Origin of the sequence: uncultured Parasphingopyxis sp. (genome assembly GCF_937129435.1) — a bacterium.
GTDB lineage: Bacteria > Pseudomonadota > Alphaproteobacteria > Sphingomonadales > Sphingomonadaceae > Parasphingopyxis.
Genome location: NZ_CAKZNF010000055.1, coordinates 1 through 23,178, shown reverse-complemented (window position 1 = coordinate 23,178; position 23,178 = coordinate 1). Strand labels below are relative to the sequence as shown.

Below are 23,178 nucleotides of genomic sequence, written 5' to 3'. Positions count from 1 at the left end.
CGTCCCTCGCGCGCCGCGCGGGCAAGGTCGTCTCCCGGTAAAGCGAAATGATCGAACCCGACCGGTTCGTAACCCGCCGCGCAAAGCAGTTCATAGCCCCGCTGCGCCATCGCAAAGCGCAGTTCGGCACCGGGAAGGCTGTCGCCGTCGATCTTGCGCTGGCGCGGCAGCATTGAGGGCAGATGCGCATAGCCGAAGAGCGCGATCCGATCCGGCCGCATGGCCATCGTCTCTTCGAGCGTTTGGTCGAGTTGTGCGAGGCCCTGGCCTGGCAGCCCATACATCAGGTCGAAATTGAGCGATGTGACACCGGCCCGCCGCAACGCCTTCACGCCCGCGCGAACGTCTTCGAGCGGCTGAACGCGTCCGATCGCCGCCTGGATCGCCGGATCGAAGGTCTGCACGCCCATGCTGGCATGGGTCACGCCGGCCCTGCCCAGAACGTCGATCCATTCGGGCGTCAGCGCCCGCGGATCGAGTTCGACCGACAGGCGTGCGCCATAGGCATCGAAGGCGAGCAGAACGTGGTCGAGCAGCCGGACGAAGTCGACCGGAGCGATCGCATTGGGACTGCCGCCGCCGAAAGCGATCTGGCTGACGGGTGTGTCGCGGTGCAGGCGCGCGGCGACAGTCTCGATTTCGGCATGAAGGGCATCGAGATAGCCGCTCAGCCGCGAGGCCCGGTTCGCCGCGCCGGTATTGCAGCCGCAATACCAGCAAATCTTCTCGCAGAACGGGATATGCAGATAGAGCGACACGAGATCGTCGGGCCGCAGCAGATCGAACCCGGCTGCGTGGAATTCCGCATCGACCGGGTGGAATTCCGCCGCCGTCGGATAGCTCGTATAGCGGGGCACCGTCCGGTCGAGCAGTTCGGGATAATAGCGCCACATGGCCGCACGAATGCGCCGGATTTCCCGCGTCGGCCTTGATTGAAATCAACGAATCGCTTGATCCGCGTCAAGGCACGGTCATCGGCGAGCGCCCACGACAATCCGCATATCAGACAGGAAAGGCAATTCCATGCGGATGGCATATTTGATGGCGGGATCGGTTGCGCTTCTGGGGGCCTCGGCCGTCCAGGCGGAGGCGGGCGATGTATTCTTGCGCGGACGGGCGATCATCGTCTCGCCGAACGAGGATTCGGGCACGATCCAGCCGACATTTCCCAACGAGCGCGTCGAGGTCACCGACAGCTTCGCGCCCGAGATCGACCTCACCTACATGATCAGCGATCATATCGGCATCGAAGTGATCGCGGCGACGACCGAGCATGAGTTTCGCGGCACCACCGGCACGACGGCGACGATCGGCGAGCTGGGGTCGACCTGGGTGCTGCCGCCGACGGTGACGCTGCAATATCATTTCGCGCCCGAAGCGCGTGTCCGGCCCTATATCGGTGCCGGCGTGAACTACACATTGTTCTACAGCGAGGATCCGTCGAGCGGCCTAGAAAATGCGGTCGGGCCGACCGATGTTTCGCTGTCGGACAGCTGGGGATTCGCACTCCAGGCCGGGGTCGACATCGATCTGAACGACAACCTTTTCCTGAATTTCGACGTCAAGTATATCGATATCGATACCAATGCGCGGCTCGATACGACCGCGATCGGGACCCAGCGGGTCGGCGTCGATCTCAATCCTTTCGTTGTCGGTATCGGGCTCGGCATCCGGCTATAGCGCGGCCGGATGGCGTGCCCCAGGGCGGACCGGCCTCTCCCGGTCCGCCCTGTCTCATCCCTGTTCGGATTCGCCGACCAGCGCCTCGCGATCGAGGATCTCGACCGTGCGGCGGTCGCCCAGGGCGATGATGCCGGCATCGCGCAGCCGGCCGAACTGACGGCTGACCGTTTCGATCGTCAGGCCGAGAATGTCCGCCGTCTGCTGTCGCGACAGCGGCAGATCGAACCGGTCCGACGGGCCCGATCCGGCCGCGCAAGTCTGCCGGCCGAGCCGGCGCGACATTTCAAGGAGGAAGGACGCGACCTTTTCGCTCGCGCTCTTGCGGCCGAGAAGCAGCATCCATTCGCGCGTCCGGTCGAGTTCGGTCAGCGTGCGCTCCAGCAGTTCATGTTCGAGCGCAGGGTGCGATTTGGCAAAGCCGTCGAAATTGGTCCGCGTGAAAACGCACAGTTCGGCATCGGTCAGCGCGGTCACGGAATTGGCGCTGCTCGCACCGAAAGGCCGGCCGATGAAATCCGAAGGGAAGGATACGCCGACGATGAGTTCGCGGCCGTCGCCGGTCGCCGTGGTCAGCTTCATCATGCCGTCGATGACATTGGCGACGACGGGCGCGTCATCGCCTTCCCAGAGCAACGTCTCGCCACGCCGCAGTTTCTTGCGGCGGCCGATCTTGTTGAGATCCTGTATTTCGCCCGAATCCAGCACCGAGCAAATCGCCCGGTTGCGGACCAGGCAGGTGTCGCAACTCATCATGCCCCGGCCCCTAGCCGATCAGGACGGATGCGTCATCACTTCGTTAGACGCGGGCCCCTTCGCCGCCGCGAACAATCTTCACGCCCGCATTCTTCCAGGTGCAGGCGTGGCACGCCTTGGATGCGTGGTTCTCGTGCGGCTGGCCGCGTACGGGAATCGCGATCCGCTTGTCCGGATCGCCGCAGACCGGCGACCAGAGGATGTGACCCTCCGCCGCGATGGTGGGAGCCGGCAGCGCCATCGAACAGGCCGCGGCAAAGGCGAGAATCGCGCCGTCGCGCATCAGCGCCCCTCCTCCTCGTCGTCGATCAGGATCCGCGCGGCCGCGCCGTCGGGATCGTCGAACTGATCGTGCCGCAGCGCCCAGAAGAAGGCCGCAAGCCCCAGCAGGCCAAGGCCGATGGCGACGGGAATGAGGATCGCCAGCCCGTTCACTTGACCATCCTCAACCGCAGCGAGTTCGCGACGACGATCAGCGAGGACAGCGACATCGCTACGGCAGCCACGAGCGGCGTGACATAGCCCGCAATGGCGAGCGGAATGGCCAGCGCATTATAGCCGATGGCGAGCGCGAAATTCTGCCGCACCACCCGCATCGTCGCTCGCGCCGTGCGCACCGTGAAGGGCAGCGCGTCGAGACTGTCGCCGAGGAAGACGAAATCGGCGGTGTTCTGCCCGACATCACTCGCCGATCCCGGCGCCATCGAGACATGGGCGGCGGCGAGCGCGGGCCCGTCGTTGATCCCGTCGCCCACCATCAGCACATGGCTGCCAGTGTGCCGCAACCGCTGCAGCGCGGCATGCTTGTCTTCGGGACGCGCGCCCGTCTGCGCGGTCATGCCGAGCGCCGCGGCAATCGGCCGGACCGCCGCCCTGCTGTCGCCCGATACGATCGTGCCGCACAGGCCGAGATCAGCCAGCGCATCCACGGCTTCGCGCGCGTCCGGCCGGAGCGTATCGGCAAAGGTGATCAGCGCGACCTGCCGTCCCTCCCGCATGAACGCAACGGCGGGGGTATCGTGCGCCTTCACGGGCCGTTCCAGTGCAACCTCGCAGCAATGATGGAAACCCGCCACGCCTCGCCCGGCCTGCTCTTCGAAGCTCTGCAGCGCTGCGGGACGCAACCCCCGAGCCTCGAGCGTCTTTCGGATCGCAACCGAAAGCGAGTGACGGCTGACCGAGGCCAGCGCCAGAACAACGCGCCTGTCCTCTTCGCCAAGTGCCTCCAATCCGCGCGCTACCGGCCGGCCGAGCGTCAGCGTTCCGGTCTTGTCGAACGCGACGCGATCCGCATCGGCAAGGCGCTCGATCGCGGAGTCTTGTTTCACGAGCACACCCCGCCGCATGAGCGCGCCCGTCGCGACGACATGCGCGACCGGAACGGCAAGGCCAAGCGCGCACGGGCAGGTGATAATGAGGACCGCCACACCGATCAGCAGGGCCTGGTGCCAGTCCGACCCGGCGATCATCCAGCCGGCGAAGCTCGCCAGGGCAAGCGCATGAACCACCGGCGCATAGAGGCGCGCGGCGCGGTCGGCGATGCGGACATAGCGCGATCGGGACTGGTCCGCCGCCTGCATCAACCGGGATATCTCGGCGAGCGCGCTGCGGTCGGATGTCGCGATGACCTCGACGACGATGGGCGTTGCAAGGTTGAGCGTCCCGGCGTGCACTTCGCCACCGGGCGCGACGGGCACTGGGGCACTTTCGCCGGTGAGCAGGCTCGCGTCGATCATGCTCGATCCGGTCAGCACATGTCCGTCGGCGGCGAGCCGTTCGCCCGCCGCAACCTGCATCCGCATTCCGGGCTTCAGCTCTCCGGCTTCGACCCAGCGACTGCCGCCATCGGCCTCCAGTACATGGGCGCCGGCCGCGCTCTGCCGGGCAAGCGCGGCGACGCCATCGCCGACGCGCCGCCGCATCAACGCATCGAGCGTGCGCCCGACAAGCAGGAAAAACAGCAGCATCAACGCGCTTTCAAACCAGGCATGCGCGCCGCCGATCACGGTTTCGTAGAGGCTGATCGCCGCCGTGATCGTTACGCCGATCGCGATCGGCACGTCCATATTGGTGCGCCCATGGCGCAGCGCACGCCAGGCCGAACGGAAGAAGGGCCGGCCGGCATAGGCGATCGCGGGCAATGCGATCAGTGACGAAAGCCAATGAAACAGCGCGCGCGTCGCCCCCTCCGCGCCCGACCAGATACTGACCGAGAGCAGCATGACGTTCATCGCGGCAAAGCCCGCCACCGCCAGCGCGCGGACGAGTTCGCGGGTATCGGCCGCGTCGGCCGCATCGATCCTGTCCTCGCGCACCGGCGTCGCATCGAAGCCGATCTCGCGGATCGCCTCGCCGATTTCGGCGTCGCCAAGGCCCGCATCATGGGCAATCGCGACCTGCCGGCTCGTCAGGTTGACGCGCGCCGCGTGGATGCCGGGCACCGCCATCAACCCATGCTCGACCTTCGCCATGCATCCCGCACAGTGCATACCGGGCACGGCAAAACGCGTCTCGGCGGCGGCGACCGGCGCTGCGAGGGCGACGGCACGGTTCACGAGATGTCCTCGATCAGCCGCTTGCGCTCGCCGCCGCGCACGATCTCGATACGCAGCTGCCAACGCCCTTGGGGCAGCGGCGTCAGGCTGCGATAGCGGCCGGGCCCGGTCGGGGCGAATTCGAGGGCGACGGGTTCGGAACGGCCAAGCGGGTGCGAAGCCATGCCCGAGATTTCCGCGCCGGCGAGCGGACCGAGGGGGCTCTCGATCGCGATCACCAATTCCTCGCCCTCGCGCGTAAAGGTTTCGTGCCAGCCCAGCTCATCCTGCGCGCGCGCCTCGTCGAGCCAGTCATTATATTGCTGGCTGGCGACATAGCTGTTGTCGACCACGGTGCCGCCGAAGGTGCTGCTTGCATAATAGGCCATGGTGAAATTGACCGCGATGACGATGCCGAACCCTGCGACGAGGATCGCCAGCATGTGCCAGCCGGTAAAACGCTTGGTCATTGGGTGCCGCCGGGCCGTTCGAATACGGCGTCTTCCGATGCCGCCGCCTCCGCATCGCCTTCCGGCGTCACGACGAAGCGGAATTCCTCGCGCTGTTCGCCCTGATAGGGCGCGGCGACAAAGACATGGGTATTGAGCAGCTGGTCGGCGGGCACCGTCACGCTGAATTCGCGCAGGCCCTGCTCGTGGCTGCCCGACCCTGCCCACATCTCGCCGTCCTCTAGGCCTTCGAGCGACAGGGTCATCTCGCGCGGACGGTTTTCCATATTGCGGATCTTGACCTCGAAGCTGTTGCGGACATCGCCGTCCGACAGCTGGACATAAATCGGGTTGCGCTCCTGGATCGCGTTGACGGTCAGCCGGTCGCGCGTGCCGACCGCGAACAGCATGGCAAGGCCTATGCCGCCCCAGATCATGAAATAGGCAATGGTGCGCGGCCGGAAGATCGTGCGCAGCGTGCTCGGCGTTTCCTGCCCGGCGCGCTCCCGTTCGGCGCCTTCGAGCGTGACATAGTCGATCAGCCCGCGCGGGCGGCCGATCTGGTCCATGACCTTGTCGCACGCATCGATGCACAGCGCGCAGGTGATGCAGCCGATCTGCGGCCCTTCGCGGATATCGATGCCGGTCGGGCAGACCTGCACGCACTGGGTGCAGTCGATACAGTCGCCGAAGGCTCCGGGGTTCTTCTCGGCCTTTTTGACGCTGCCGCGCGGTTCGCCGCGCCAGTCCTTGTACGTGACGGTCAGCGACTTTTCGTCCATCATCGCCGTCTGGATGCGCGGCCAGGGACACATGTAGATGCACACCTGTTCGCGCATGAAGCCGCCCAGCGCGACCGTGGTGAATGTGAGTATGGCAACGGCGATATACGCCGCCGGCGCCGCCTCGCCCGCCCAGAAATCGCGCACAAGGGTCGGCGCGTCGGCGAAATACATGATCCACGCGCCGCCGGTCCAGAAGCCGATGATCAGGTAGACCGTCCATTTGAATGCGCGGCGCGTGAACTTACCCCAGGTCCATGGCGCGGCATCGAGCCGCATCCGCGCATTGCGATCGCCATCGACGAAGCGGTCGACATGCTGGAACAGGTCGGTCCACACCGTTTGCGGGCAGGTATAGCCGCACCAGGCGCGGCCCACCGCGCTCGTGACCAGGAACAGCCCGATCCCGGCCATTATCAATAGGCCCGCGACGTAATAGAATTCGTGCGGCCAGATCTCGATGCCGAACATGTAGAAACGGCGATTGGCGATATCGACGAGCACGGCCTGGTCGGGCGCGTAAGGACCACGGTCCCAGCGGATCCACGGCGTGCCGTAGTAGATGCCCAGCGTCACCGTCATGACAAGCCATTTGAACCGGCGAAACGAGCCGTCGATGCGCTTGTTGTGGACCGCCTTGCGCGCCTCGTAGAGCTTTTCGGGCGGCGGCTGCAGGACCGGGCTAGGGGCGTTCATCGACCTCCACTCCGGGGTCTTCGGCGACCTCCACGAAGTCTTCGCCTCCCCCGAGCGAATGGACATAGGCAGCGAGCATCCGGATCGTCACCGGATCGAGCACATGGCCCCAGCGCGGCATCACGCCGTGCCGCGAATTGGTGATAACGTCGCGGATCGTGTCGCTGTCGCCGCCATAGAGCCAGATCCGATCGGTGAGGTTCGGGGCGCCGAACTCGCGCAGCCCGCCGCCATTCGGCCCGTGGCACACGGCGCAGTTCGCCGTGAACAGCGTCCGGCCGCGCATCGCCGCCCGGTTCGGTTCCTGCTGCCCGCTGATCGTGCGGACATAGGCGGTCAGATCGCCAATCTGCTCGCCATCGAGAATGCCGTCGCGACCGAAGGCCGGCATCAGCGACTGCCGTGTCTCGTCATGATCGGGATTCCGGATACCATGCGTCAGCGTATATTCGATCGCCCGCAGGTCTCCGCCCCACAGCCAATCGTCGTCGTTGAGATTGGGATAGCCGGGGCTGCCGGCCGCGCCCGAACCGTGACACTGGACGCAATAGACCTGGAAGGCCGAACGTCCGCCGCGCACGGCGGCATCCATCAGCGCGCTGTCTTCGGGCAAGCGCTCGATCGGAATCCGGGCCAGTGCCTCGCGGATCGGCGCGCGTTCGCTTTCGACCGCCGCCAGTTCCTGCTCGAACTGCCCCCGGCTTGACCATCCCATCACGCCCTCGGTCGCCGAATTGATCAGCGGCCAGGCCGGATACATGATCGTCCAGATCACCGCCCAGATCACCGTGCCGTAGAAGATGATCAGCCACCAGCGCGGCAACGGCGTGTCGAGTTCCTCGATCCCGTCCCATTCATGGCCGACGAACTCGGTCCCGGTCGGCTGATCGACGCGCTTGTCCCCATTATCGCTCATCATCTTGTCCTTCGTCCGGACGGTCTTCGAAAATCATGTTGGCCGCGTCGCGATGGTGCTTTCGCGCGCTCGGGCGGAAGGCCCACACCGCAAAGCCGAGCCAGGTCAGCGCCATGAACAGCAGCCCCCAGCTGTCCGCGAAATGGCGGAATTCCTCGTAGCTCATCGCGGCTGCTCCTGCGCCTCGGCGGCCTCGAAATCGACGAGCGTGCCGAGCATCTGGAGATAGGCGATCAGCGCATCCATCTCGGTAATGCGGGAGGGATTGCCGTCGAAATCGCGCACCGAGACGCGGTCGCCATAGCGCGCGCGCAGCTCGCTCGGATCGCCCATCGCGTCCGCCTGCGCCTCGAAATCGGCCACGGCGTTTTCGATCTGCTCATCGGTATAGGGCACGCCCACCCGGCGCAGCGCGGTCAGGTCGCCCGCGACGCTGTCGCCGTCGATTTCGTTCTGAGCCAGGAAGGAATAGGGCGGCATAATCGATTCCGGCACCACCGAGCGCGGATCGATCAGGTGCTGGCGATGCCATTCGTCCGAATAGCGCCCCCCGACGCGCGCCAGATCGGGGCCGGTGCGTTTCGATCCCCATTGGAAGGGATGGTCGTACATGCTCTCGGCGGCGAGGCTGTAATGGCCGTAGCGCTCCACCTCGTCGCGGAACGGCCGAACCATCTGCGAATGGCAATTGTAGCAGCCCTCGCGGATGTAGATGTTGCGGCCGGCGAGTTCGAGCGGCGTGTAGGGCCGCACGCCCTCCACCTCTTCCACCGTCGAGTCGATGTAGAAGAGCGGTGCGATCTCGACGATGCCGCCGATCGCCACGGTGATGAACGCCGCGACCGCCAACAGCGTGACGTTGCGCTCGATCTTCTTGTGATCGAAGATTCGGGAAGCCATTTTTCGCGTCCTTCCTTATTCGGCCGGAACCGCATCGGCGTGCCGTGGCGGCAGCGGGCGGTCCTTTTCGGGATCGTATGCGGCGTCGGTCATCGGCTTTTCCTCGCGGAGCTTTCCGGCGATCGTCATCCAGACGTTCACGACCATGATCAGCGCGCCGGTGAGGTAGAGAATCCCGCCGACACCGCGGATGAGGTACATCGGATGCATGGCGCTGGTGACCTCGGAGAAGGCGTAGACGAGATAGCCGTCGGCCCCGTATTCGCGCCACATCAGCCCCTGCATGATCCCCGCGACCCACATCGAGGCGGCGTAGAGGACGATGCCGATCGTCGCGCACCAGAAATGCCAGTTCACCATGCGCAGCGAATAGAGCCGCTCGCGCAGCCACAGGCGCGGCACGAGATAGTAGATCGCGGCAAAGGTTATCATGCCGTTCCAGCCGAGCGCGCCCGAATGGACATGGCCGATCGTCCAGTCCGTATAGTGAGAGAGCGAATTGACCGAGCGGATCGACAGCATCGGCCCTTCGAAAGTGCTCATGCCGTAAAAGGCGATCGCCATCACCATAATGCGGATGATCGGGTCGGTGCGGATCTTGTCCCAGGCGCCGTTCAGCGTCATCAGGCCGTTGATCATACCGCCCCAGCTCGGCATCCACAGCATGATCGAGAACACCATGCCCAGCGTCTGCGCCCAGTCGGGAAGCGCGGTGTAGTGCAGATGGTGCGGCCCCGCCCAGATGTAGAGGAAGATCAGCGACCAGAAGTGGATGATCGAGAGCCGGTAGCTGTAGACCGGCCGCTCCGCCTGTTTCGGCACGAAATAGTACATCATGGCGAGGAAACCGGCGGTCAGGAAGAAGCCGACCGCGTTATGGCCGTACCACCATTGCGTGAGCGCATCCTGGACGCCGGAAAAGGCGCTGTAGCTCTTCGATCCGACGAGACTGACCGGCATCGCGAGGTTGTTGACGATGTGCAGCATCGCGATCGTCAGGATGAAGGCGAGGAAGAACCAGTTGGCGACATAGATATGCGGTTCGTTCCGCTTGATGATCGTGCCGACGAAGACCGACAGATAGGCGACCCAGACGATCGTCAGCCACAGATCGACATACCATTCAGGCTCGGCATATTCGCGGCTCTGGGTGACGCCGAGCAGATAGCCCGTCGCCGCCAGAACGATAAAAAGCTGATAGCCCCAGAAGACGAACCGGGCGAGCGAGGGGAAGGCGAGCCGTGCGCGGCAGGTCCGCTGAACGATGTAGAAGCTCGTCGCGATCAGCGCGTTGCCACCAAAGGCGAAGATGACCGCCGATGTATGGAGCGGCCGCAACCGGCCGAAATTGAGATAGGGTTCGACGTTGAGCCAGGGCGCGGCAAGCTGGAAGTCGATGAACACGCCGACAAGGAAGCCGACGACACCCCAGAACACAGTTGCAATTATGCCCCAGCGAACCGGGTCGTCGTCATATTGCCCCTGATCGGGCATCCTGACGATACCGCGCGCCAGCGCCGCGTAATCGGCCTTGGCGCCGGTCACGAACGCCATCGCGATCGCGACGAACATCACGATCCACATATGCGCCGCGAATCCCGGATCGGCCGCCAGCGCTATTCCCGCAAATGCCAGAAAGGCGAGGACCAGCCAGCCCCCGACCCGCATCATCAACGCATCCATCGATTGCCCCTTCGTTTGCTTCGCGGGCGATATCGAGCCGGACTGCGACGCGTTCCTTGATCTCAGTCAAATCGGAGAGCGATTTGTAGATTTATCGTTGGAATGTGCGATCGTCCGGACATGAATGCGTTGGCAAGACAGCCATCAGCGCAGGCAACACCAGGCAATGGACCAGACAGAGTCCTGACGAGCCGATCGCAATGCCGTCGAGCAGCCGATGCCGATTTTCGATTGCCCTCATCATTGTCTCCGTTGGTCTAGACATACAGAGTCGGAGACCCTGATTTGAGATAATATGCTATCTTGTATCTGTCGCGGAACATTCATGCCTATCTCGGATGAGGCGACCTGATGTCCTTTCGGGACGTTCTCTCGAACGGCCACTTCGGGCAGCACCGGCGGTAGGCCTCCACCCACTTCGGCTTCGCGGAATCATTAACCGCCAGCCCTTCGCGTTTCCCAAAAGGCTCGAGCGACGGGATGAATTTCCTCTTCGCGCAAGCCGGGCCAGTCGCGCATCTCTGCTATCGAGGCTGGGAAACCCGTGAAACGGCTCCCTCGGTCAGCAAGCCGTGCAAGCATCGCCTCGATACGGCGCGGATCGCTGCCGTCCCAGGCGGCCAGCGCCTGGGCAAAGGATAATGGCCTCACGTCGCCGGCGTGCGGCGGGAGCAGCGCCAGTTCGAAATCATTGGCAGCGTTGATGCGTTCCAATGCGGCCTCGTCGACCGCAAGATAGCGGGCATCGCCACCACCCGTCATCGGCTCCAGGCCTGAAGCATTGGGTACGATCAGGTTCCATGAAGTCGCATCGATCCGTCCTGCGGTACGTGCTTCGGCGATCTGCGGCGGCACGATGTCGACGAGCGTCACATCGTCGAGGATGCCCCAGCCATCGCCGAGCAACGCCTCGCTTAGCCAGCGCACGGCGCTCGGCCGGGGCGGTACGCCGATTCGCTTGCCGCGCAGATCGCCGGGCGATCGGATCGCATCGTCGAAAGGCTGGATGCCGAAACCGACATCGTAGAGTTTCGCCACGAATTTGAGGTCGCCGTTGGCGCGGTCATAGCCGTGCCAGTCCGGCCCGGCGCCCATGCGCGCGGGGCGGAAATCGGCGGTGGTCACGATCGGCCAGTGGCGATGGCGCTCGGCCGGATCGGCATCGGCGACACTATTGATCGACTGCGGCAAGGCCATCGGCGGCACCGTCATGCCCGCTAGCAGCGGATCGCCCTCGGCAAGAGCGAGCAGCTGCGTGTTCAGCGCATGGAGCGGATTGTCCGCCGGAGCCGGCGAATAGATCACCAATGGGCCCGATGCGGCTGCCGGTGTTCCCCCTACACCGGCAGCCCTCGCGCACCCCGCAAGGGGCACGGCGACCATCGCGGCCAGAACTTCGCGGCGGGTGGCGAAGGGGGCCACGTCAGAAGGAGAAATCCGCCCGCACGCCGAAGGTCCGCGGCCGGGTATAGGCCGTGGTCGCACTGACGCCGATAAAGCCGGGGGTCAGATAGATGTTGTTGCGCTCCACATTGTCTTCGAGGTTCGTGACATAACCCGTGATGCGGAGCCCCGGATCGCTGAACTCATAGCTGACGGTGATATCGGTCCGGGTATTGGATTCGACGCGGTCGATCTCGGGATCGTTGAATTCGCGCAGGAAGAAGTCGCTGTGGAAATTCGTGTTCACCGCCGCGGTGAACGTCCCGTCACCGATATAGGTCTCATATTGCAGGCCGATATTGACCGAATGCTCCGACACATAGGGGAGGCGGAAACCGGCGAGCGACATAGTCGGCCCCGGGCCGAAGCGTGAATCGCGATTGAAATATTCGTCGAATTCCGCGTTCAGATAGGTGTAGGCCGCCGTGAACAGGAACTCGTCGCTGATCTGCCATTGGGTGTCGATCTCAATGCCCCAGATCGTGGAGGCGGCCGCGTTCTGCGTGAACTGTCCCGGCGTAACGCCATCCGCCGCGACGCCGAGCGAGGTCAGCTGCAGGTCGGTATAGTCGTAATAGAAGGCATCGACATTCACCCGGGCGAGGCCGTTGAAAAGATCCGATTTGAGCCCGATCTCATAGGCCATGATATCTTCGGGATCATAGGGCTGGCCATCCGAGGTCAGGTTGAAGCCGCCCGACTTGTACCCCGTCGAAACGCGGCCATAGAGCAGGATGTCCGGCGTGACGTCATATTCGAGCGCCGCGCTCCAGTTGACGCGGTTGAAGGAGACGTCGGCCGGGAACTGGGCGTTGGGAAGATCGGGCGGGAACGGCGCGCCGAAATTGCCGCGCGTGACCTTGCTGCCGTCCTTTTCGTCATGCGTGTAGCGGATACCGCCGGTGAAGCGGAACTCGTCGGTGATCGGAACCGTCACCGATGCGAAGGCGGCGATCGTCGAACTGCTGCCATTCTCGTCGAGCAGGAAGTCGGGCAGGTTGATGACCCCGCCCGGCGTTAAGCCGTTCAGCCGGACACGGCGGAAGATGTAGGTGTCCTCGTTGAAATAATAGCCGCCGACAATCCAGCTGAAAGGGCGCTCGTCGATCGAGGAGAAACGCAACTCGACGCTCTGCGCCTCGTTCTCCTGATCCTTGTTGAAGATCGCGACATCGACCGGCGAGCCGTCGAAATCCTGCTGCAGATGCGTGTCCTGCCACATGCCGCCGACCTGGAGGAACGCCTCGACATTGCCGAATTCCTTGGTCAGCCGGCCGAAGGTCAGGAAGGTCTCCGTGTCGTTGAACGAGAGCGCATCGATATTGGTCGTCAGCGGATCGGTGATGTCCGCCGGGATCGTCCTCAGCAGCGCCTGGGTCGGCGGCGGGCCGCCGAAATTGCGTTCGAGGAACTGGTTCGCGGTGCCCGTTCCGTTGAGATCGCTGTACAGGCCGTAGAGCAGCACCTCGATCGATTCGGGTTCGCCGAAGCGCAGCTGGCCGCGAACGGTGATGTCGCCGTCGCTGCCGTAGAGATCGTCGCCCGGCCCCAGGTTGCGGACATAGCCGTCCTCCCGGCTGTAGACGGCGGACAGGCGCGCCGCGCCGACTTCGCCGAACGGCACGTTCACGAAGCCGCGAACCTCCAGCAGGTCGCGCGAGCCATATGTTCCGCCGATCTCGCCCTCGAAAACGTCACTCGGTTCGTTGGAGATGACGTTGACCACGCCGCCGGTCGCGTTGCGGCCGTAGAGCGTTCCCTGCGGCCCGCGCAGCACTTCCACACGGTTGACGTCGTAGAAGACGGCGCTGCCGCCGGCCGGGCGCGAGAGATAGAAATTGTCGGCGTAATAAGCCACGCCGGAATCGGTGATCGAGCTCGTGCCCTGGATGCCGATGCCGCGGAGCGAAATCTTGAAGCCGTCCTGTTCCTGGCCGACATGCAGGTTCGGCACATAGCTTTGCAGGTTCGAGATATCGTCGATCCCGCGTTCCGCCAGGCTGTCCCCGCCGATCGCGGAGATGGCGAGCGCGACGTCCTGCAAGGACTCTTCACGCTTGTTCGCGGTGACGACGATCACGTCGATTCCGGAGGCGGTGCCGATCTCCTCGTCGGTTTCGACATTGGGATCGGGCGTCGTCGGATCGTTCTGGGCCAGGGCCGGGCTCGCCATCGTCGCGACCGCGATAACCCAGAGCGCTGGGTACAGTTTGGTATTTGCCATAAGTCCTCTCCTGACTGGCATCTATGTGCGTTCGAATTGTCCGTTCCGGTCTTGTTTGCGACCGGTCGTATTCGCCGATTCCTCAGCCGGCTTCGTAGTTCTTCCCGAAATCGGGCGGCGGGGGGCCATCGGCGGACCAGAGGAACATCCCGTCCTTCTTGGTCCACTCCTGCGCCTCCCAGTCGAGATCGCCGGGAACGAAATCCATGTCGAAATAGAATTCCGCCATCCCGTTCCACGGATCGCGGAAATAGTGGAAATAGTTGGAGCCGACGCCGTGACGGCCGGGGCCCCAGGCATGGGTGTATCCCGCTTCCCTGACGCGCATGGCGCCGAGCGCCGCCTCGTCGATCGTTCCCATTTCGAAGCTTGCGTGATGGAAACCCGGCGCATCCGATTTGAGCAATGCGAGCACATGATGATCGCTGTCGCCGGCGGTGCGGAGGAAGGCGGCGAATTCGCCCTCGATCTCGTCGCTGAGCTTCATGCCGACGACCTGGGTATAGAAATCGCGCTGCCGGCCGACATCGGGCGTGAACAGGATCATATGCCCCAGCTTGCGCGGCCGCGCGCGGACCTGATCGGGCAGCGGCGTGCCGCGCATTCCCTTGCGCGCGAAAACGCCCGGGCTGTTGCGCGCGGCGACGGGTTCCGCTTCGAGCAATTGGGGTTCGCCCACATGCACGTTGACGAGATTGCCGTCGGTATCGTGGAACCACAGGCCATCGGGCAGGTCTTCGGCGGGTGGATCCATCAGTGCGATATCGAGCTCCTCCAGGCGTTGCTTGAGCGCATCGAGCCCCGCCTGATCCGTTGCGAAAGAGAGGTGATGGAATTTCCGGCTCTTGCCCGTTTCGAGAAGCAGGATCTCGTCATGGTCCCGGGCCTCGCAGCGAAAGGCCAGCTTGTCCTGCCCTTCGCTCATGTCGAGACCGAAGGTGGTGTAGAAATCGGCGCCGGCCTTCAGGTCGGGCACGCCGAGCGCGAAATGTTGCAATGACAGGACCATGAGTTCGCCTCTCCGCTTCCTCTGTTTCTATGCCAGTGCCGCGTCTGCCGGCGGCCTCTGCTCTTCGTCGCTTTCCAGCTCGGCGGTCGCAATGCCCATACCGGCATTCCATTCCGCAATATCGTCGTAGAAGATCCGCCGCGATCGATAAGGCCCGGCCGCACCAAGGGCGGCATAGGCCGCGACCCATGTCCGCACTTCATGGCCACCGCAGCCGGCGATCCCGGTCAGCTCTTGTTCGCCCACCTGATCGAGGACTCCGATATCGCCATCGGCCAGGCTATCCATGAAGGCCTTGTCCCAACCGGGATTGAGCGGCAGCGCATCGCCTTCGCCGCGCGCCAGCTTGCGCGCCAGTTCGAAATTCGCTTCCTCGCGCGCCTTGAGTTCCTCGTCCGTCGCATCGCGATTGGCGATGAGCTTTTCGGCGACCAGGGGTGCGGCGGTCGCAATGGAGGGAATGGGCGGATCGTGCGACAGGCCGCCCGAACCGAGGATCAGCACACGCTTGCCGATATCCCTGGCCCATGCGCCGATGCTTTCGCCGAGCAGCCGCACACGCTCGAACGGCGGAAGCGGCGGCCCGGCGCAATTGATATGGACCGGAAGAACCGGATAGCAGTCCACCGATCCGCCGAGCAGCATCAGCAGCTGCGCGAAACCGTGATCGGCCTGCATGCGGTAAGACATGGCAACGTCGACACCGTCGCGATGGACGGCGCGGATGCAATCGAGCGCAAGATCCTCGGGCACGTCGAAATCGCCGCCGCTAACGCCGATGCCGTAATCGCCAAGCGCGGTGGCCCGGATGCCGACCGTGAAAGGCGGCAGCATATCGTAGAAAACGCCCCGAAAATGATCGGGCGCGAAGATGATGACGAGTTCAGGATCATATTCGGCGACCTCGCGCGACAGCGTCTTGAAATGCGCGCGAACCTGCCGGTCCACCTCAGGGTCGGTTTCGACATGATCCATCAACGGTGTGTGCGAGGCGCAGATGAGACGCAGCGTCATGGCCGATCCTATTCCGCCGGCACCGCCGCAGCCCCGACCTTGTGCAGGAAGTCGAGGTGCAGGCTGTTGAACTCGTCTGCTTTCTCCCATTGCGGCCAGTGCGCGCAATCGGTCATGACGACGAGCGGCTCGGCATTGGGGATCGCATCGACGAAACGTTGCCCGGTTTCGGTCGGCGCCGTCGGGTCGTGGTCGGTCCAGACGACGAGCGTCGGAGCGGAGATCGCCGTCAGGCTCTCGTCGGTCAGCACGTTGCGCATCCGGATATCCATGTCCTGCAGGCACAGGATGTGCTCCATCGCCCGTTCGAAGCCGGGCTGAGTGTAGATTTTCAGCCGCAGCTCGACGAGATCGTCGGTGACGCGCGACGGTTCGTTCATCAGCCATTCGAGACGCGCGCGAACGGTTTCCGGGCTCGCCTCCCTGACCGCCTTCATCGTGACATCATAGACACGCTGCATCACCTTGGGATCGGTGTTGAGCCCGCCCGCCGTGTTGAGCGTCAGCGAAGCGACCCGGTCCGGATGATCGATCGCGAACTGGGCGACGATCCATCCGCCGAGCGATTCGCCGTGAAGATGCGCGCGGGCAATGCCCTTGGCGTCGCAGAAATCGAGCAGGTGCTTAACATAGTGCGCGATCTCATAGTCATGGTCCGGCTTGTCGGAAAAGCCATGGCCGACCATGTCGAGCGCGATGGTACGGAAATGTTCGGCATGCGGCAGCAGGTTGCGGGTGAACGCCTCGAGATGCCCGCCGGTACCATGAACGAAGATCACCGCCTCGTCGGCATCGGTATCGCCGGCTTCGACGTGCCTCGTGCGCACGCCGCCAGCATCGACATAGCCGAGCGTCAGTTCGCCACCGGCGATTTCGGGCCACAACAAAGCCATCCCCTCTCCCTTCTTTTCGTTGACTGCATACTAGCATGCAAGCATGTATTGTAAAGCCCTTATGTCTAATTGGCTGAAAAGCGGGGGTTGATCGATATGGCCGCAACTTGAAGGCAAGCGAGAATCGGATAATGAGGCACAGGTCGCATGCCAGGAACGGGGGCGAGAGGATGAGCAAGGCCGACGAGGTCTACAATGTCGTGATCGAACGGCTGACCACGGCGCGCTACGCGTTCGGCGACCGCCTGCTCGTCAAGGAGCTCGGCGCCGAGACTGGCGCAAGCCGCCAACCGATCATGGCCGCGCTCAACCGGCTGAGCGCTGAGGGCTTCGTGCAAATCATCCCGCAGGTCGGCTGTCAGGTCATCGATCCGGCAAAGAACGAGATTTCGGACTTCTTCCAGATGTTCCAGCGCATGGAAGGGCTGCTGGCCGAACTCGCCGCCCGGCGCCGGACCGAGGACGACCTGCATATATTGCGGCGCACCCAGCAACGCCTGCGCGACCTCGATCGGACGAGCGAAAATGCTTCGCGCGATTACACGCTGCTCAACCAGGAATTCCATCAGGCCATGCACAGGGCCGCGCATTCGCCGCTGCTCGACGAGAAGCAGCGCAAGAATTTCCTCATGATCGACTTCTTCATCACCCATTCGGTCGGCTTCGGCGCATTTATGGACGATGCCGTGCGCGAGCACGACCAGATCATCGATGCGATCGAAAAGCGGCAGACGGAGCGTGCCCGGCTCGAAGCCGAATCGCATATCGCCGCGATCGCGAGTTCGGTTCTGGGCGGGCTGGAAATCGAGGGCTAGAGTCTGATTCAGCGATGCTGAATCGGCACGGCACCAGCCCACTCCCCCACCCGGCCTCCCAACGAATTTGTATGCTATGGGAGGCCGGGTGGAGGAGTGGGCTGGCCGCTTCCACGTAAGTGGATCAGAGTCTAGGCGGCGACCGGTTTCGCCTTGTCGTAGCTGCGGACCGTGTCGCGTTCGATATGCTGGGCGCGCCATTCGCGGATGATCTGCTCATATTCGACCGGCCCGCCGCCATAGGTCGCGCCGATGAAGGTCGGCTTGTCCTTGAAATTGCCTTCATTGTTGAGGAAGCCCGGCGTGCACTCCTCGTGGAAGTGCGACATGTCGTGATGCTTGGCTTCCATCTGCGCGTTCCAGCGCCGTTCCGCTTCTTCGGTGACTTCCATCGCGGCGACGCCGTCTTCCAGGCATTGCGCGATGATGTCACAGGCATGTTCGGCCTGCATGGCGAGCGTGTGGGTGAAGTTGAACGCCGTCGTCCCCTGGTTAACGCCGCCGACGATGTGGAAATTCGGGAAACCGCAGATCTGCGTGCCATGCAGCGAACGGACGCCGTCCTTCCATTTCTCGTCCAGCGTCAGGCCGCCCTTGCCGACAAGCTCATAGCCGCCAACCTTGTACGCCGCCGCACCGACGTCGAACCCAGTCGCGAAAATGATGCAATCGACCGGATATTCCTCGCCCGCCGCGACGAGCCCGCTTTCGGTGATCTCGCTGACGCCCTGGCCGCCGGTATCAACAAGGGTGACATTGTCCCGGTTGAACACATGCAGGAATTCGTCGCTGTAGAGCGGGCGCTTGCACAGATAATTGTACCAGGGCTTGGCCGCTTCGGCGGTCGCGGGATCCTCGATAACCTCTTCTACGCGCCGGCGGATCTCTTCCATCTTCTCGAAATCGACCTGCTGCATCACGGCTTCGGGCGGCCCTTCGCCGCCGCTCTCATGATGCGCGTGCATCGCCTTGCCGACGCGCTTCCAGAAATCGGTCCAGCTGTCGCCGACCATATCCTTGTCCTGCGGCAGGCCGGAGATAATGGAGAGGAAATTCTGCATCCTCTCGCGCTGCCACCCATAAGGTTGGCTTGCGAACCACTCGATATCGGTTGGTCGATTGTCGCGAACATTGATCACCGAGGGCGTCCGCTGGAAGACGTAGACATGTTCGGCATGGTCGGCGAGCCGCGGGATGATCTGGATGCCCGACGCGCCCGTGCCGATCACGGCGATCCGCTCGCCGGCGAGCTTCGTCAACCCGCCATGCGAATCGCCGCCGGTATAATCGTAATTCCAGCGGCTGCTGTGAAACATCGTTCCCGTGAATTTCCGGATGCCGGGAATGCCCGGCAGCTTGACCTTGGACAACGGCCCTTGGGCGACCGAGACGAAACGCGCGCGGATCCTGTCGCCGCGATCGGTCTCGACGATCCAGCGGACGGCCTTGTCGTCCCACGCGATCCGCGTCACCTTGGTCTGGAACAGGGCGCGATCGTAGAGATCGTAGTGGCGGCCGATCTTCTGGCAATGCGCGAAGATTTCCGAACCGCGGGCATAGCGCTCGGTCGGCATCGTGCCGACCTCTTCGAGCAGCGGCATATAGATATAGGATTCGATGTCGCAGCGAATGCCCGGATAGCGGTTCCAATACCATGTGCCGCCGAAATCGCCGCCCTGTTCGATGATGCGAAAATCGCCGACGCCCTTGTCTCGCAGAGCGGCCGCGGTCAGCAGACCGCCGAACCCGCCGCCGATGACGGCGACATCGGTTTCCTCGTCGATCGCCTCACGCTGGAGCGGCTCGTCGACATAGGGATCCGCCGCGAATTCGGCGAATTCGCCGGACGCTTCAAAATATTGCTGCTCGCCATCGCGGCGCAGCCGCTTGTCGCGCTCCTCGAGATATTTCTTGCGAAGAGCCTCGGTATCGATGGCCGGTTTCGATGCGCTGTCGGTCATGCAGTCCTCTCCCCGCCGCGCCTGTAAGCAGTGCTGGCGTCTTCCCGCATCATATCGGATTCTTGCTTACATGCAAGCATGCCAATAAGAGCGGTACTGGCAAGCGGCGGAGCGATGCCGCAAGAACACAATCCGGAGGGATATGATGGATCTGGGAATCAAGGGCAGGAAGGCCATCGTCTGTGCGGCGAGCTCGGGGCTCGGAAAGGCGTGCGCGAAGGCCCTCGCCGGCGAAGGCGTCGATGTCGTGATCAACGGCAGGACGCAAGAAACGCTCGAAGCTGCGGCCGCCGAAATCCGGGAGAGCGCGTCCGAAGCGTCTGTGACGACGGTCATCGGCAGCGTCGCAGAACCGGCGTGCAGGGACGCGCTGCTCGAAGCCTGTCCCGCGCCCGATATCATCGTCAACAATGCCGGGGGGCCGCCGCCCGGCGACTTTCGCGACTGGAACCGCGAGACCTGGATCTCGGCGATCGACACCAACATGCTCGCGGCGATCGAAATGATCCGGCTGTCGGCCGACGGCATGGCCGAACGCGGCTTCGGACGGTTCGTCAACATCACCTCCTCCGCCGTGCGGGTGCCGATTCCGGTGATCGGCCTGTCGAACGCGACGCGCGCCGGGCTTGTCAATTTCGTGCTCGGTCTCGTGCCCGAATTTTCCGGCAAGGGCGTGACCTTCAACAATATCCTGCCTGGTCCATTCGACACCAACAGGCTGCGCAATTCGAAAGCCATAACGCAGCATCTGACAGGGAACGACATCGCGGGTCGCGTTGGCGATCCCGACGAGCTGGGCGCGCTCTGCGCCTTTCTGTGCAGCGCGCATGCCGGCTATATCACCGGCCAGAATTTCCTGATCGACGGCGGCCGCTATCCCGGCAATTTCTAGGCGAGCGCGGCTTTGGCCGCAGCCTCGGCGATGCGGACATCCTGCTCGCCCGATCCGCCCGAAACGCCGACCGCGCCGATCAGAACGCCGTCGCGGTGCAACGGAATCCCGCCCGGCAACGCCGTGACTTTCGGGTGCGCCAGCAAGCCCTCGCGCACATGCGCCTCCTGGCTGTCGAGCATCGCGGCGAGACCGGTTGTCGCCAGCGCGAAGCTCGCCGCCGTCCATGCCTTCCACTCGGCATAGTCGCGCGAGGCGAGAAAGGCGCTGGGCATGTGCAGCAAGCCGCAAAGATTCCCGCCCCGATCGACCAGCGCGACGACGATCTTCGCCTCCTCGCCTTCGGCCGCGGCTACAGCCGCCGAAAGCGCGGCCGCGATCTTGCGCTGGTCCAGTCCGCTCATGTCATCCATCATCCGCATCTCCCGAGAATTGCTCCGCCAGCATCGCGGCGGCTTCCCTCAGCGCGGCGAGCCGCGCGGCGAACATCGCATCCGACAGCGGCTGATCCGGCATCGAGAGCGAGATCGCGCCGACGACGCCGAAATCGCGCGTCCGCACCGGCACCGCGAGGCACAGCAGATTGTCGTATATCTCGCGATCGTCGACGGCGTAGCCGCGTGCGGCCGTGCGCCGCAGTTCGGCCCGCAGCGCATCGGGCGCAACGATCGTGCGATCGGTGAGCGGCGTGAACGGCCCGGTCGCGAGATAGGCCTCGCGGGCGTCCTCGCCGAGTTCGGCGAGCAGGATCTTACCGATCGCCGAGCAATAGGCCTCGAGCTGGGTTCCCTCTTCGGTCGCGATTGCGGACCGGCCTTCGCCGGCACGGACGAGATAGGTGACCATCTCTTCCTCATAGACACCGAAATGCGCGATGCAGCGAAACCTTCTGGCCAGCTTGGCGAGCAACGGGCGCGACAGGCCCGCCGCCGTCGTCCGCGCCGTCAGTTGCTGCGACAGGGTGTACAGCCTGGGGCCCGGGAAATAGCGGCCCCGCCCCGAACAGGCGAGCAGGCCGCGATCCTGAAGCGTGCGCGCGAGGCGATAGGCCGTCGGAACGGGTATATCGAGGTGTCGGGCGACCGTCGCCAGCCGCGCCCCACCGCCTTGCGCGACGCAGGCTTCCAACAGGTCGAGCGCCTTGGTCAGCGATTTGCTTTGCGCGGTCGCGATATTCTCTCTCCCGATCGAGCGCGGGCGTCGGCGCTTAGACAGCCCCCGCACCAGAGAAGCAACTTCAAATATTCTCATATATTGAGAATTAATGGTCAAGACAGCATGGTATGGCCGAACCGCCGATGATAATTGATCCCCGAAACGAAGAGGGAGTGAGCCGGTCATGGCGGACAAGTTCGAACAGGCGGCGACGCTGCTGCGCGACGCCTATGGCGGCGCCACGATGCCGCCGCTGCGCGACTATCTCGACCCGGTGGACACCGATGGTGCCTATGCAGTGCAGGCCATCAACACACGCTATTGGGAGGGCGCGGGCCGCCGGATCGTCGGCCGCAAGATCGGCCTGACGGCCAAGGCCGTCCAGCAGCAGCTCGGCGTCGATCAGCCCGATTTCGGCGTACTGTTCGAGGACATGGAGATCGCCGATGGCGGCGTTTTGCCACCGGAACGGATGATCCAGCCCAAGGCCGAGGCCGAGATCGCGTTCATTCTCGGCGCCGATCTCGCGGAGCCGGGCATCGATCGCGACGCGATGGCCGCCGCCGTCGCCAGCGTTGCCCCGGCGATCGAGATCGTCGACAGCCGAATCACGGACTGGAAAATCAGCTTCGCCGACACCGTTGCCGATAACGGCTCCTCGGCGATGTTCGTGCTCAGCAATGACCGCAGGCCGCTGGACGGTCTCGATCTTTGGTCGTGCGGCATGGTGCTCGAACTCAATGGCGCCGTCGCCTCTTTGGGCGCGGGGGCAGCCTGTCTCGGTCATCCGCTCGAAGCCGCCTGCTGGCTCGCCAACACGCTGGCCGAGCGCGGCGATCCGCTGCGCGCCGGCGATATCGTGCTCACCGGCGCGCTCGGCCCGATGGTCGAAATCGCCGAGGGCGACGCTGTTCGCGCGACCGTGGGCGGCCTCGGCAGCGTGTCGTTCACCTATGGAGAGAGGACATGACGAAGACCAAGGTCGCGATCATCGGATCGGGCAATATCGGCACCGATCTGATGATCAAGATCATGCGCCTGTCCGACACGCTCGAAATGGCGGCGATGGTCGGCATCGATCCCAATTCGGATGGCCTTGCCAGGGCCGAGCGGCTTGGCGTGGCGACAACGGCGGAGGGCCTGGACGGCCTGCTCGCCATGCCCGAATTCGCCGATATCGCCATCGTCTTCGACGCGACTTCGGCCGGCGCGCACAAACGTCATGACGAAGCTTTGCGCGCGGCGGGCAAGCGGGTCATCGACCTGACGCCGGCCGGGATCGGTCCCTTCACCATTCCGCCCGTCAATGGCGACGCGCATCTCGGCGAACCGAACGTCAACATGGTGACCTGCGGCGGCCAGGCGACGATCCCGAT

The 23,178-nt window shown here is 63.9% G+C and carries 25 protein-coding genes; 5 read left to right on the top strand and 20 right to left on the bottom strand.

Annotation, left to right across the window (positions count from 1 at the left end; all coding sequences use genetic code 11):
- The coding region (locus tag Q0139_RS10090) for a radical SAM protein (RefSeq protein ID WP_298021059.1) at positions 1-893 on the bottom strand (893 nt) is incomplete at its 3' end.
- 130 nt (positions 894-1,023) lie between these two features.
- Here Q0139_RS10090 and Q0139_RS10085 point away from each other — a divergent pair.
- On the top strand, positions 1,024-1,680 hold the full coding sequence (locus Q0139_RS10085; protein ID WP_298021056.1) for an OmpW family outer membrane protein: 657 nt from the start codon (positions 1,024-1,026) through the stop codon (positions 1,678-1,680).
- A gap of 54 nt (positions 1,681-1,734) precedes the next feature.
- Here the strand turns inward: Q0139_RS10085 and Q0139_RS10080 are convergent, their stop codons facing one another.
- The 16 genes from Q0139_RS10080 to Q0139_RS10010 all read right to left on the bottom strand — a co-directional run bounded on the left by Q0139_RS10080 (position 1,735) and on the right by Q0139_RS10010 (position 16,979).
- Positions 1,735-2,436 (bottom strand): Crp/Fnr family transcriptional regulator, encoded by a 702-nt coding sequence (locus Q0139_RS10080; protein ID WP_298021053.1) that lies wholly within the window; start codon positions 2,434-2,436, stop codon positions 1,735-1,737.
- A 43-nt stretch (positions 2,437-2,479) separates the two neighbouring features.
- Positions 2,480-2,719, bottom strand: coding sequence for a hypothetical protein (locus Q0139_RS10075; RefSeq protein ID WP_298021051.1), 240 nt, complete (start codon positions 2,717-2,719; stop codon positions 2,480-2,482).
- Complete coding sequence (ccoS, locus tag Q0139_RS10070; RefSeq protein ID WP_298021048.1) at positions 2,719-2,871, bottom strand: cbb3-type cytochrome oxidase assembly protein CcoS; 153 nt, start codon at positions 2,869-2,871, stop codon at positions 2,719-2,721. Before ccoS ends, Q0139_RS10075 begins: the two co-directional genes overlap by 1 nt.
- Complete coding sequence (locus Q0139_RS10065) at positions 2,868-4,991, bottom strand: heavy metal translocating P-type ATPase (protein WP_298021045.1); 2,124 nt, start codon at positions 4,989-4,991, stop codon at positions 2,868-2,870. Before Q0139_RS10065 ends, ccoS begins: the two co-directional genes overlap by 4 nt.
- Positions 4,988-5,440 carry a FixH family protein gene (locus Q0139_RS10060; RefSeq protein WP_298021041.1) on the bottom strand — a complete coding sequence of 151 codons (453 nt, stop codon included), beginning with the start codon at positions 5,438-5,440 and terminating at the stop codon, positions 4,988-4,990. Before Q0139_RS10060 ends, Q0139_RS10065 begins: the two co-directional genes overlap by 4 nt.
- Positions 5,437-6,897: a cytochrome c oxidase accessory protein CcoG gene (gene ccoG / locus Q0139_RS10055; RefSeq protein ID WP_298021036.1), complete on the bottom strand. Its 1,461-nt coding sequence runs from the start codon at positions 6,895-6,897 to the stop codon at positions 5,437-5,439. Before ccoG ends, Q0139_RS10060 begins: the two co-directional genes overlap by 4 nt.
- Positions 6,884-7,813, bottom strand: coding sequence for a cytochrome-c oxidase, cbb3-type subunit III (gene ccoP / locus Q0139_RS10050; protein ID WP_298021030.1), 930 nt, complete (start codon positions 7,811-7,813; stop codon positions 6,884-6,886). The genes ccoG and ccoP overlap by 14 nt, the downstream gene beginning before the upstream one ends.
- Positions 7,803-7,979 (bottom strand): cbb3-type cytochrome c oxidase subunit 3, encoded by a 177-nt coding sequence (locus Q0139_RS10045; protein ID WP_298021028.1) that lies wholly within the window; start codon positions 7,977-7,979, stop codon positions 7,803-7,805. Before Q0139_RS10045 ends, ccoP begins: the two co-directional genes overlap by 11 nt.
- Positions 7,976-8,713 carry a cytochrome-c oxidase, cbb3-type subunit II gene (gene ccoO / locus Q0139_RS10040; RefSeq protein ID WP_298021025.1) on the bottom strand — a complete coding sequence of 246 codons (738 nt, stop codon included), beginning with the start codon at positions 8,711-8,713 and terminating at the stop codon, positions 7,976-7,978. The genes Q0139_RS10045 and ccoO overlap by 4 nt, the downstream gene beginning before the upstream one ends.
- A 15-nt stretch (positions 8,714-8,728) precedes the next feature.
- Entirely contained in the window at positions 8,729-10,396 is a 1,668-nt protein-coding gene (gene ccoN / locus Q0139_RS10035; protein WP_298021022.1) for a cytochrome-c oxidase, cbb3-type subunit I, read from the bottom strand.
- A 91-nt stretch (positions 10,397-10,487) separates the two neighbouring features.
- Positions 10,488-10,637, bottom strand: a complete 150-nt coding sequence (locus Q0139_RS15535; protein ID WP_367180741.1) for a MerC domain-containing protein — start codon at positions 10,635-10,637, stop codon at positions 10,488-10,490.
- Positions 10,638-10,831: 194 nt separating this feature from the next.
- Complete coding sequence (locus Q0139_RS10030) at positions 10,832-11,701, bottom strand: ABC transporter substrate-binding protein (protein ID WP_298021019.1); 870 nt, start codon at positions 11,699-11,701, stop codon at positions 10,832-10,834.
- Between the two features lie 118 nt (positions 11,702-11,819).
- A complete protein-coding gene (locus tag Q0139_RS10025) occupies positions 11,820-14,063 on the bottom strand; it encodes a TonB-dependent receptor (protein ID WP_298021016.1) in 2,244 nt (747 codons plus the stop codon).
- A gap of 82 nt (positions 14,064-14,145) precedes the next feature.
- Positions 14,146-15,072 (bottom strand): VOC family protein, encoded by a 927-nt coding sequence (locus tag Q0139_RS10020; protein WP_298021014.1) that lies wholly within the window; start codon positions 15,070-15,072, stop codon positions 14,146-14,148.
- A gap of 27 nt (positions 15,073-15,099) precedes the next feature.
- On the bottom strand, positions 15,100-16,086 hold the full coding sequence (locus tag Q0139_RS10015) for a 3-carboxyethylcatechol 2,3-dioxygenase (RefSeq protein ID WP_298021010.1): 987 nt from the start codon (positions 16,084-16,086) through the stop codon (positions 15,100-15,102).
- Between the two features lie 8 nt (positions 16,087-16,094).
- The gene (locus Q0139_RS10010; RefSeq protein ID WP_298021007.1) at positions 16,095-16,979 is read right to left on the bottom strand and encodes an alpha/beta fold hydrolase; all 885 of its coding nucleotides are present in this window, start codon (positions 16,977-16,979) and stop codon (positions 16,095-16,097) included.
- 170 nt (positions 16,980-17,149) lie between these two features.
- Between Q0139_RS10010 and Q0139_RS10005 the strand changes: the two genes are divergently transcribed.
- Positions 17,150-17,794 (top strand): GntR family transcriptional regulator, encoded by a 645-nt coding sequence (locus Q0139_RS10005; protein ID WP_298021004.1) that lies wholly within the window; start codon positions 17,150-17,152, stop codon positions 17,792-17,794.
- Between the two features lie 131 nt (positions 17,795-17,925).
- Here Q0139_RS10005 and Q0139_RS10000 read toward each other — a convergent pair whose 3' ends face one another.
- Positions 17,926-19,755 (bottom strand): NAD(P)/FAD-dependent oxidoreductase, encoded by a 1,830-nt coding sequence (locus Q0139_RS10000; RefSeq protein ID WP_298020999.1) that lies wholly within the window; start codon positions 19,753-19,755, stop codon positions 17,926-17,928.
- Positions 19,756-19,897: 142 nt separating this feature from the next.
- Between Q0139_RS10000 and Q0139_RS09995 the strand changes: the two genes are divergently transcribed.
- Positions 19,898-20,647, top strand: coding sequence for an SDR family oxidoreductase (locus tag Q0139_RS09995; protein ID WP_298020996.1), 750 nt, complete (start codon positions 19,898-19,900; stop codon positions 20,645-20,647).
- Here Q0139_RS09995 and Q0139_RS09990 read toward each other — a convergent pair.
- Positions 20,644-21,051 carry a heme-binding protein gene (locus Q0139_RS09990; RefSeq protein ID WP_298020993.1) on the bottom strand — a complete coding sequence of 136 codons (408 nt, stop codon included), beginning with the start codon at positions 21,049-21,051 and terminating at the stop codon, positions 20,644-20,646. The two genes, Q0139_RS09995 and Q0139_RS09990, sit on opposite strands and share 4 nt — an antisense overlap.
- Before the next feature lies 1 nt (position 21,052).
- On the bottom strand, positions 21,053-21,871 hold the full coding sequence (locus Q0139_RS09985) for an IclR family transcriptional regulator (RefSeq protein ID WP_298020990.1): 819 nt from the start codon (positions 21,869-21,871) through the stop codon (positions 21,053-21,055).
- Between the two features lie 115 nt (positions 21,872-21,986).
- Between Q0139_RS09985 and Q0139_RS09980 the strand changes: the two genes are divergently transcribed.
- Positions 21,987-22,772 carry a fumarylacetoacetate hydrolase family protein gene (locus Q0139_RS09980; protein ID WP_298020987.1) on the top strand — a complete coding sequence of 262 codons (786 nt, stop codon included), beginning with the start codon at positions 21,987-21,989 and terminating at the stop codon, positions 22,770-22,772.
- Positions 22,769-23,178: Gfo/Idh/MocA family oxidoreductase (locus Q0139_RS09975; protein WP_298020984.1), on the top strand; the 410-nt coding region annotated here is incomplete at its 3' end. The genes Q0139_RS09980 and Q0139_RS09975, both read left to right, overlap by 4 nt.

Bases quoted from the DNA above. Each gene is read 5' to 3' on its own strand.
- Q0139_RS10085 (WP_298021056.1), top strand. From the start codon at position 1,024: ATGCGGATGGCATATTTGATGGCGGGATCGGTTGCGCTTCTGGGGGCC.
- Q0139_RS10080 (WP_298021053.1), bottom strand. From the start codon at position 2,436: ATGATGAGTTGCGACACCTGCCTGGTCCGCAACCGGGCGATTTGCTCG.
- Q0139_RS10075 (WP_298021051.1), bottom strand. From the start codon at position 2,719: ATGCGCGACGGCGCGATTCTCGCCTTTGCCGCGGCCTGTTCGATGGCG.
- Q0139_RS10060 (WP_298021041.1), bottom strand. From the start codon at position 5,440: ATGACCAAGCGTTTTACCGGCTGGCACATGCTGGCGATCCTCGTCGCA.
- ccoG (WP_298021036.1), bottom strand. From the start codon at position 6,897: ATGAACGCCCCTAGCCCGGTCCTGCAGCCGCCGCCCGAAAAGCTCTAC.
- ccoP (WP_298021030.1), bottom strand. From the start codon at position 7,813: ATGAGCGATAATGGGGACAAGCGCGTCGATCAGCCGACCGGGACCGAG.
- Q0139_RS10045 (WP_298021028.1), bottom strand. From the start codon at position 7,979: ATGAGCTACGAGGAATTCCGCCATTTCGCGGACAGCTGGGGGCTGCTG.
- ccoO (WP_298021025.1), bottom strand. From the start codon at position 8,713: ATGGCTTCCCGAATCTTCGATCACAAGAAGATCGAGCGCAACGTCACG.
- ccoN (WP_298021022.1), bottom strand. From the start codon at position 10,396: ATGGATGCGTTGATGATGCGGGTCGGGGGCTGGCTGGTCCTCGCCTTT.
- Q0139_RS15535 (WP_367180741.1), bottom strand. From the start codon at position 10,637: ATGAGGGCAATCGAAAATCGGCATCGGCTGCTCGACGGCATTGCGATC.
- Q0139_RS10025 (WP_298021016.1), bottom strand. From the start codon at position 14,063: ATGGCAAATACCAAACTGTACCCAGCGCTCTGGGTTATCGCGGTCGCG.
- Q0139_RS10020 (WP_298021014.1), bottom strand. From the start codon at position 15,072: ATGGTCCTGTCATTGCAACATTTCGCGCTCGGCGTGCCCGACCTGAAG.
- Q0139_RS10015 (WP_298021010.1), bottom strand. From the start codon at position 16,086: ATGACGCTGCGTCTCATCTGCGCCTCGCACACACCGTTGATGGATCAT.
- Q0139_RS10010 (WP_298021007.1), bottom strand. From the start codon at position 16,979: ATGGCTTTGTTGTGGCCCGAAATCGCCGGTGGCGAACTGACGCTCGGC.
- Q0139_RS10005 (WP_298021004.1), top strand. From the start codon at position 17,150: ATGAGCAAGGCCGACGAGGTCTACAATGTCGTGATCGAACGGCTGACC.
- Q0139_RS10000 (WP_298020999.1), bottom strand. From the start codon at position 19,755: ATGACCGACAGCGCATCGAAACCGGCCATCGATACCGAGGCTCTTCGC.
- Q0139_RS09995 (WP_298020996.1), top strand. From the start codon at position 19,898: ATGATGGATCTGGGAATCAAGGGCAGGAAGGCCATCGTCTGTGCGGCG.
- Q0139_RS09990 (WP_298020993.1), bottom strand. From the start codon at position 21,051: ATGAGCGGACTGGACCAGCGCAAGATCGCGGCCGCGCTTTCGGCGGCT.
- Q0139_RS09980 (WP_298020987.1), top strand. From the start codon at position 21,987: ATGGCGGACAAGTTCGAACAGGCGGCGACGCTGCTGCGCGACGCCTAT.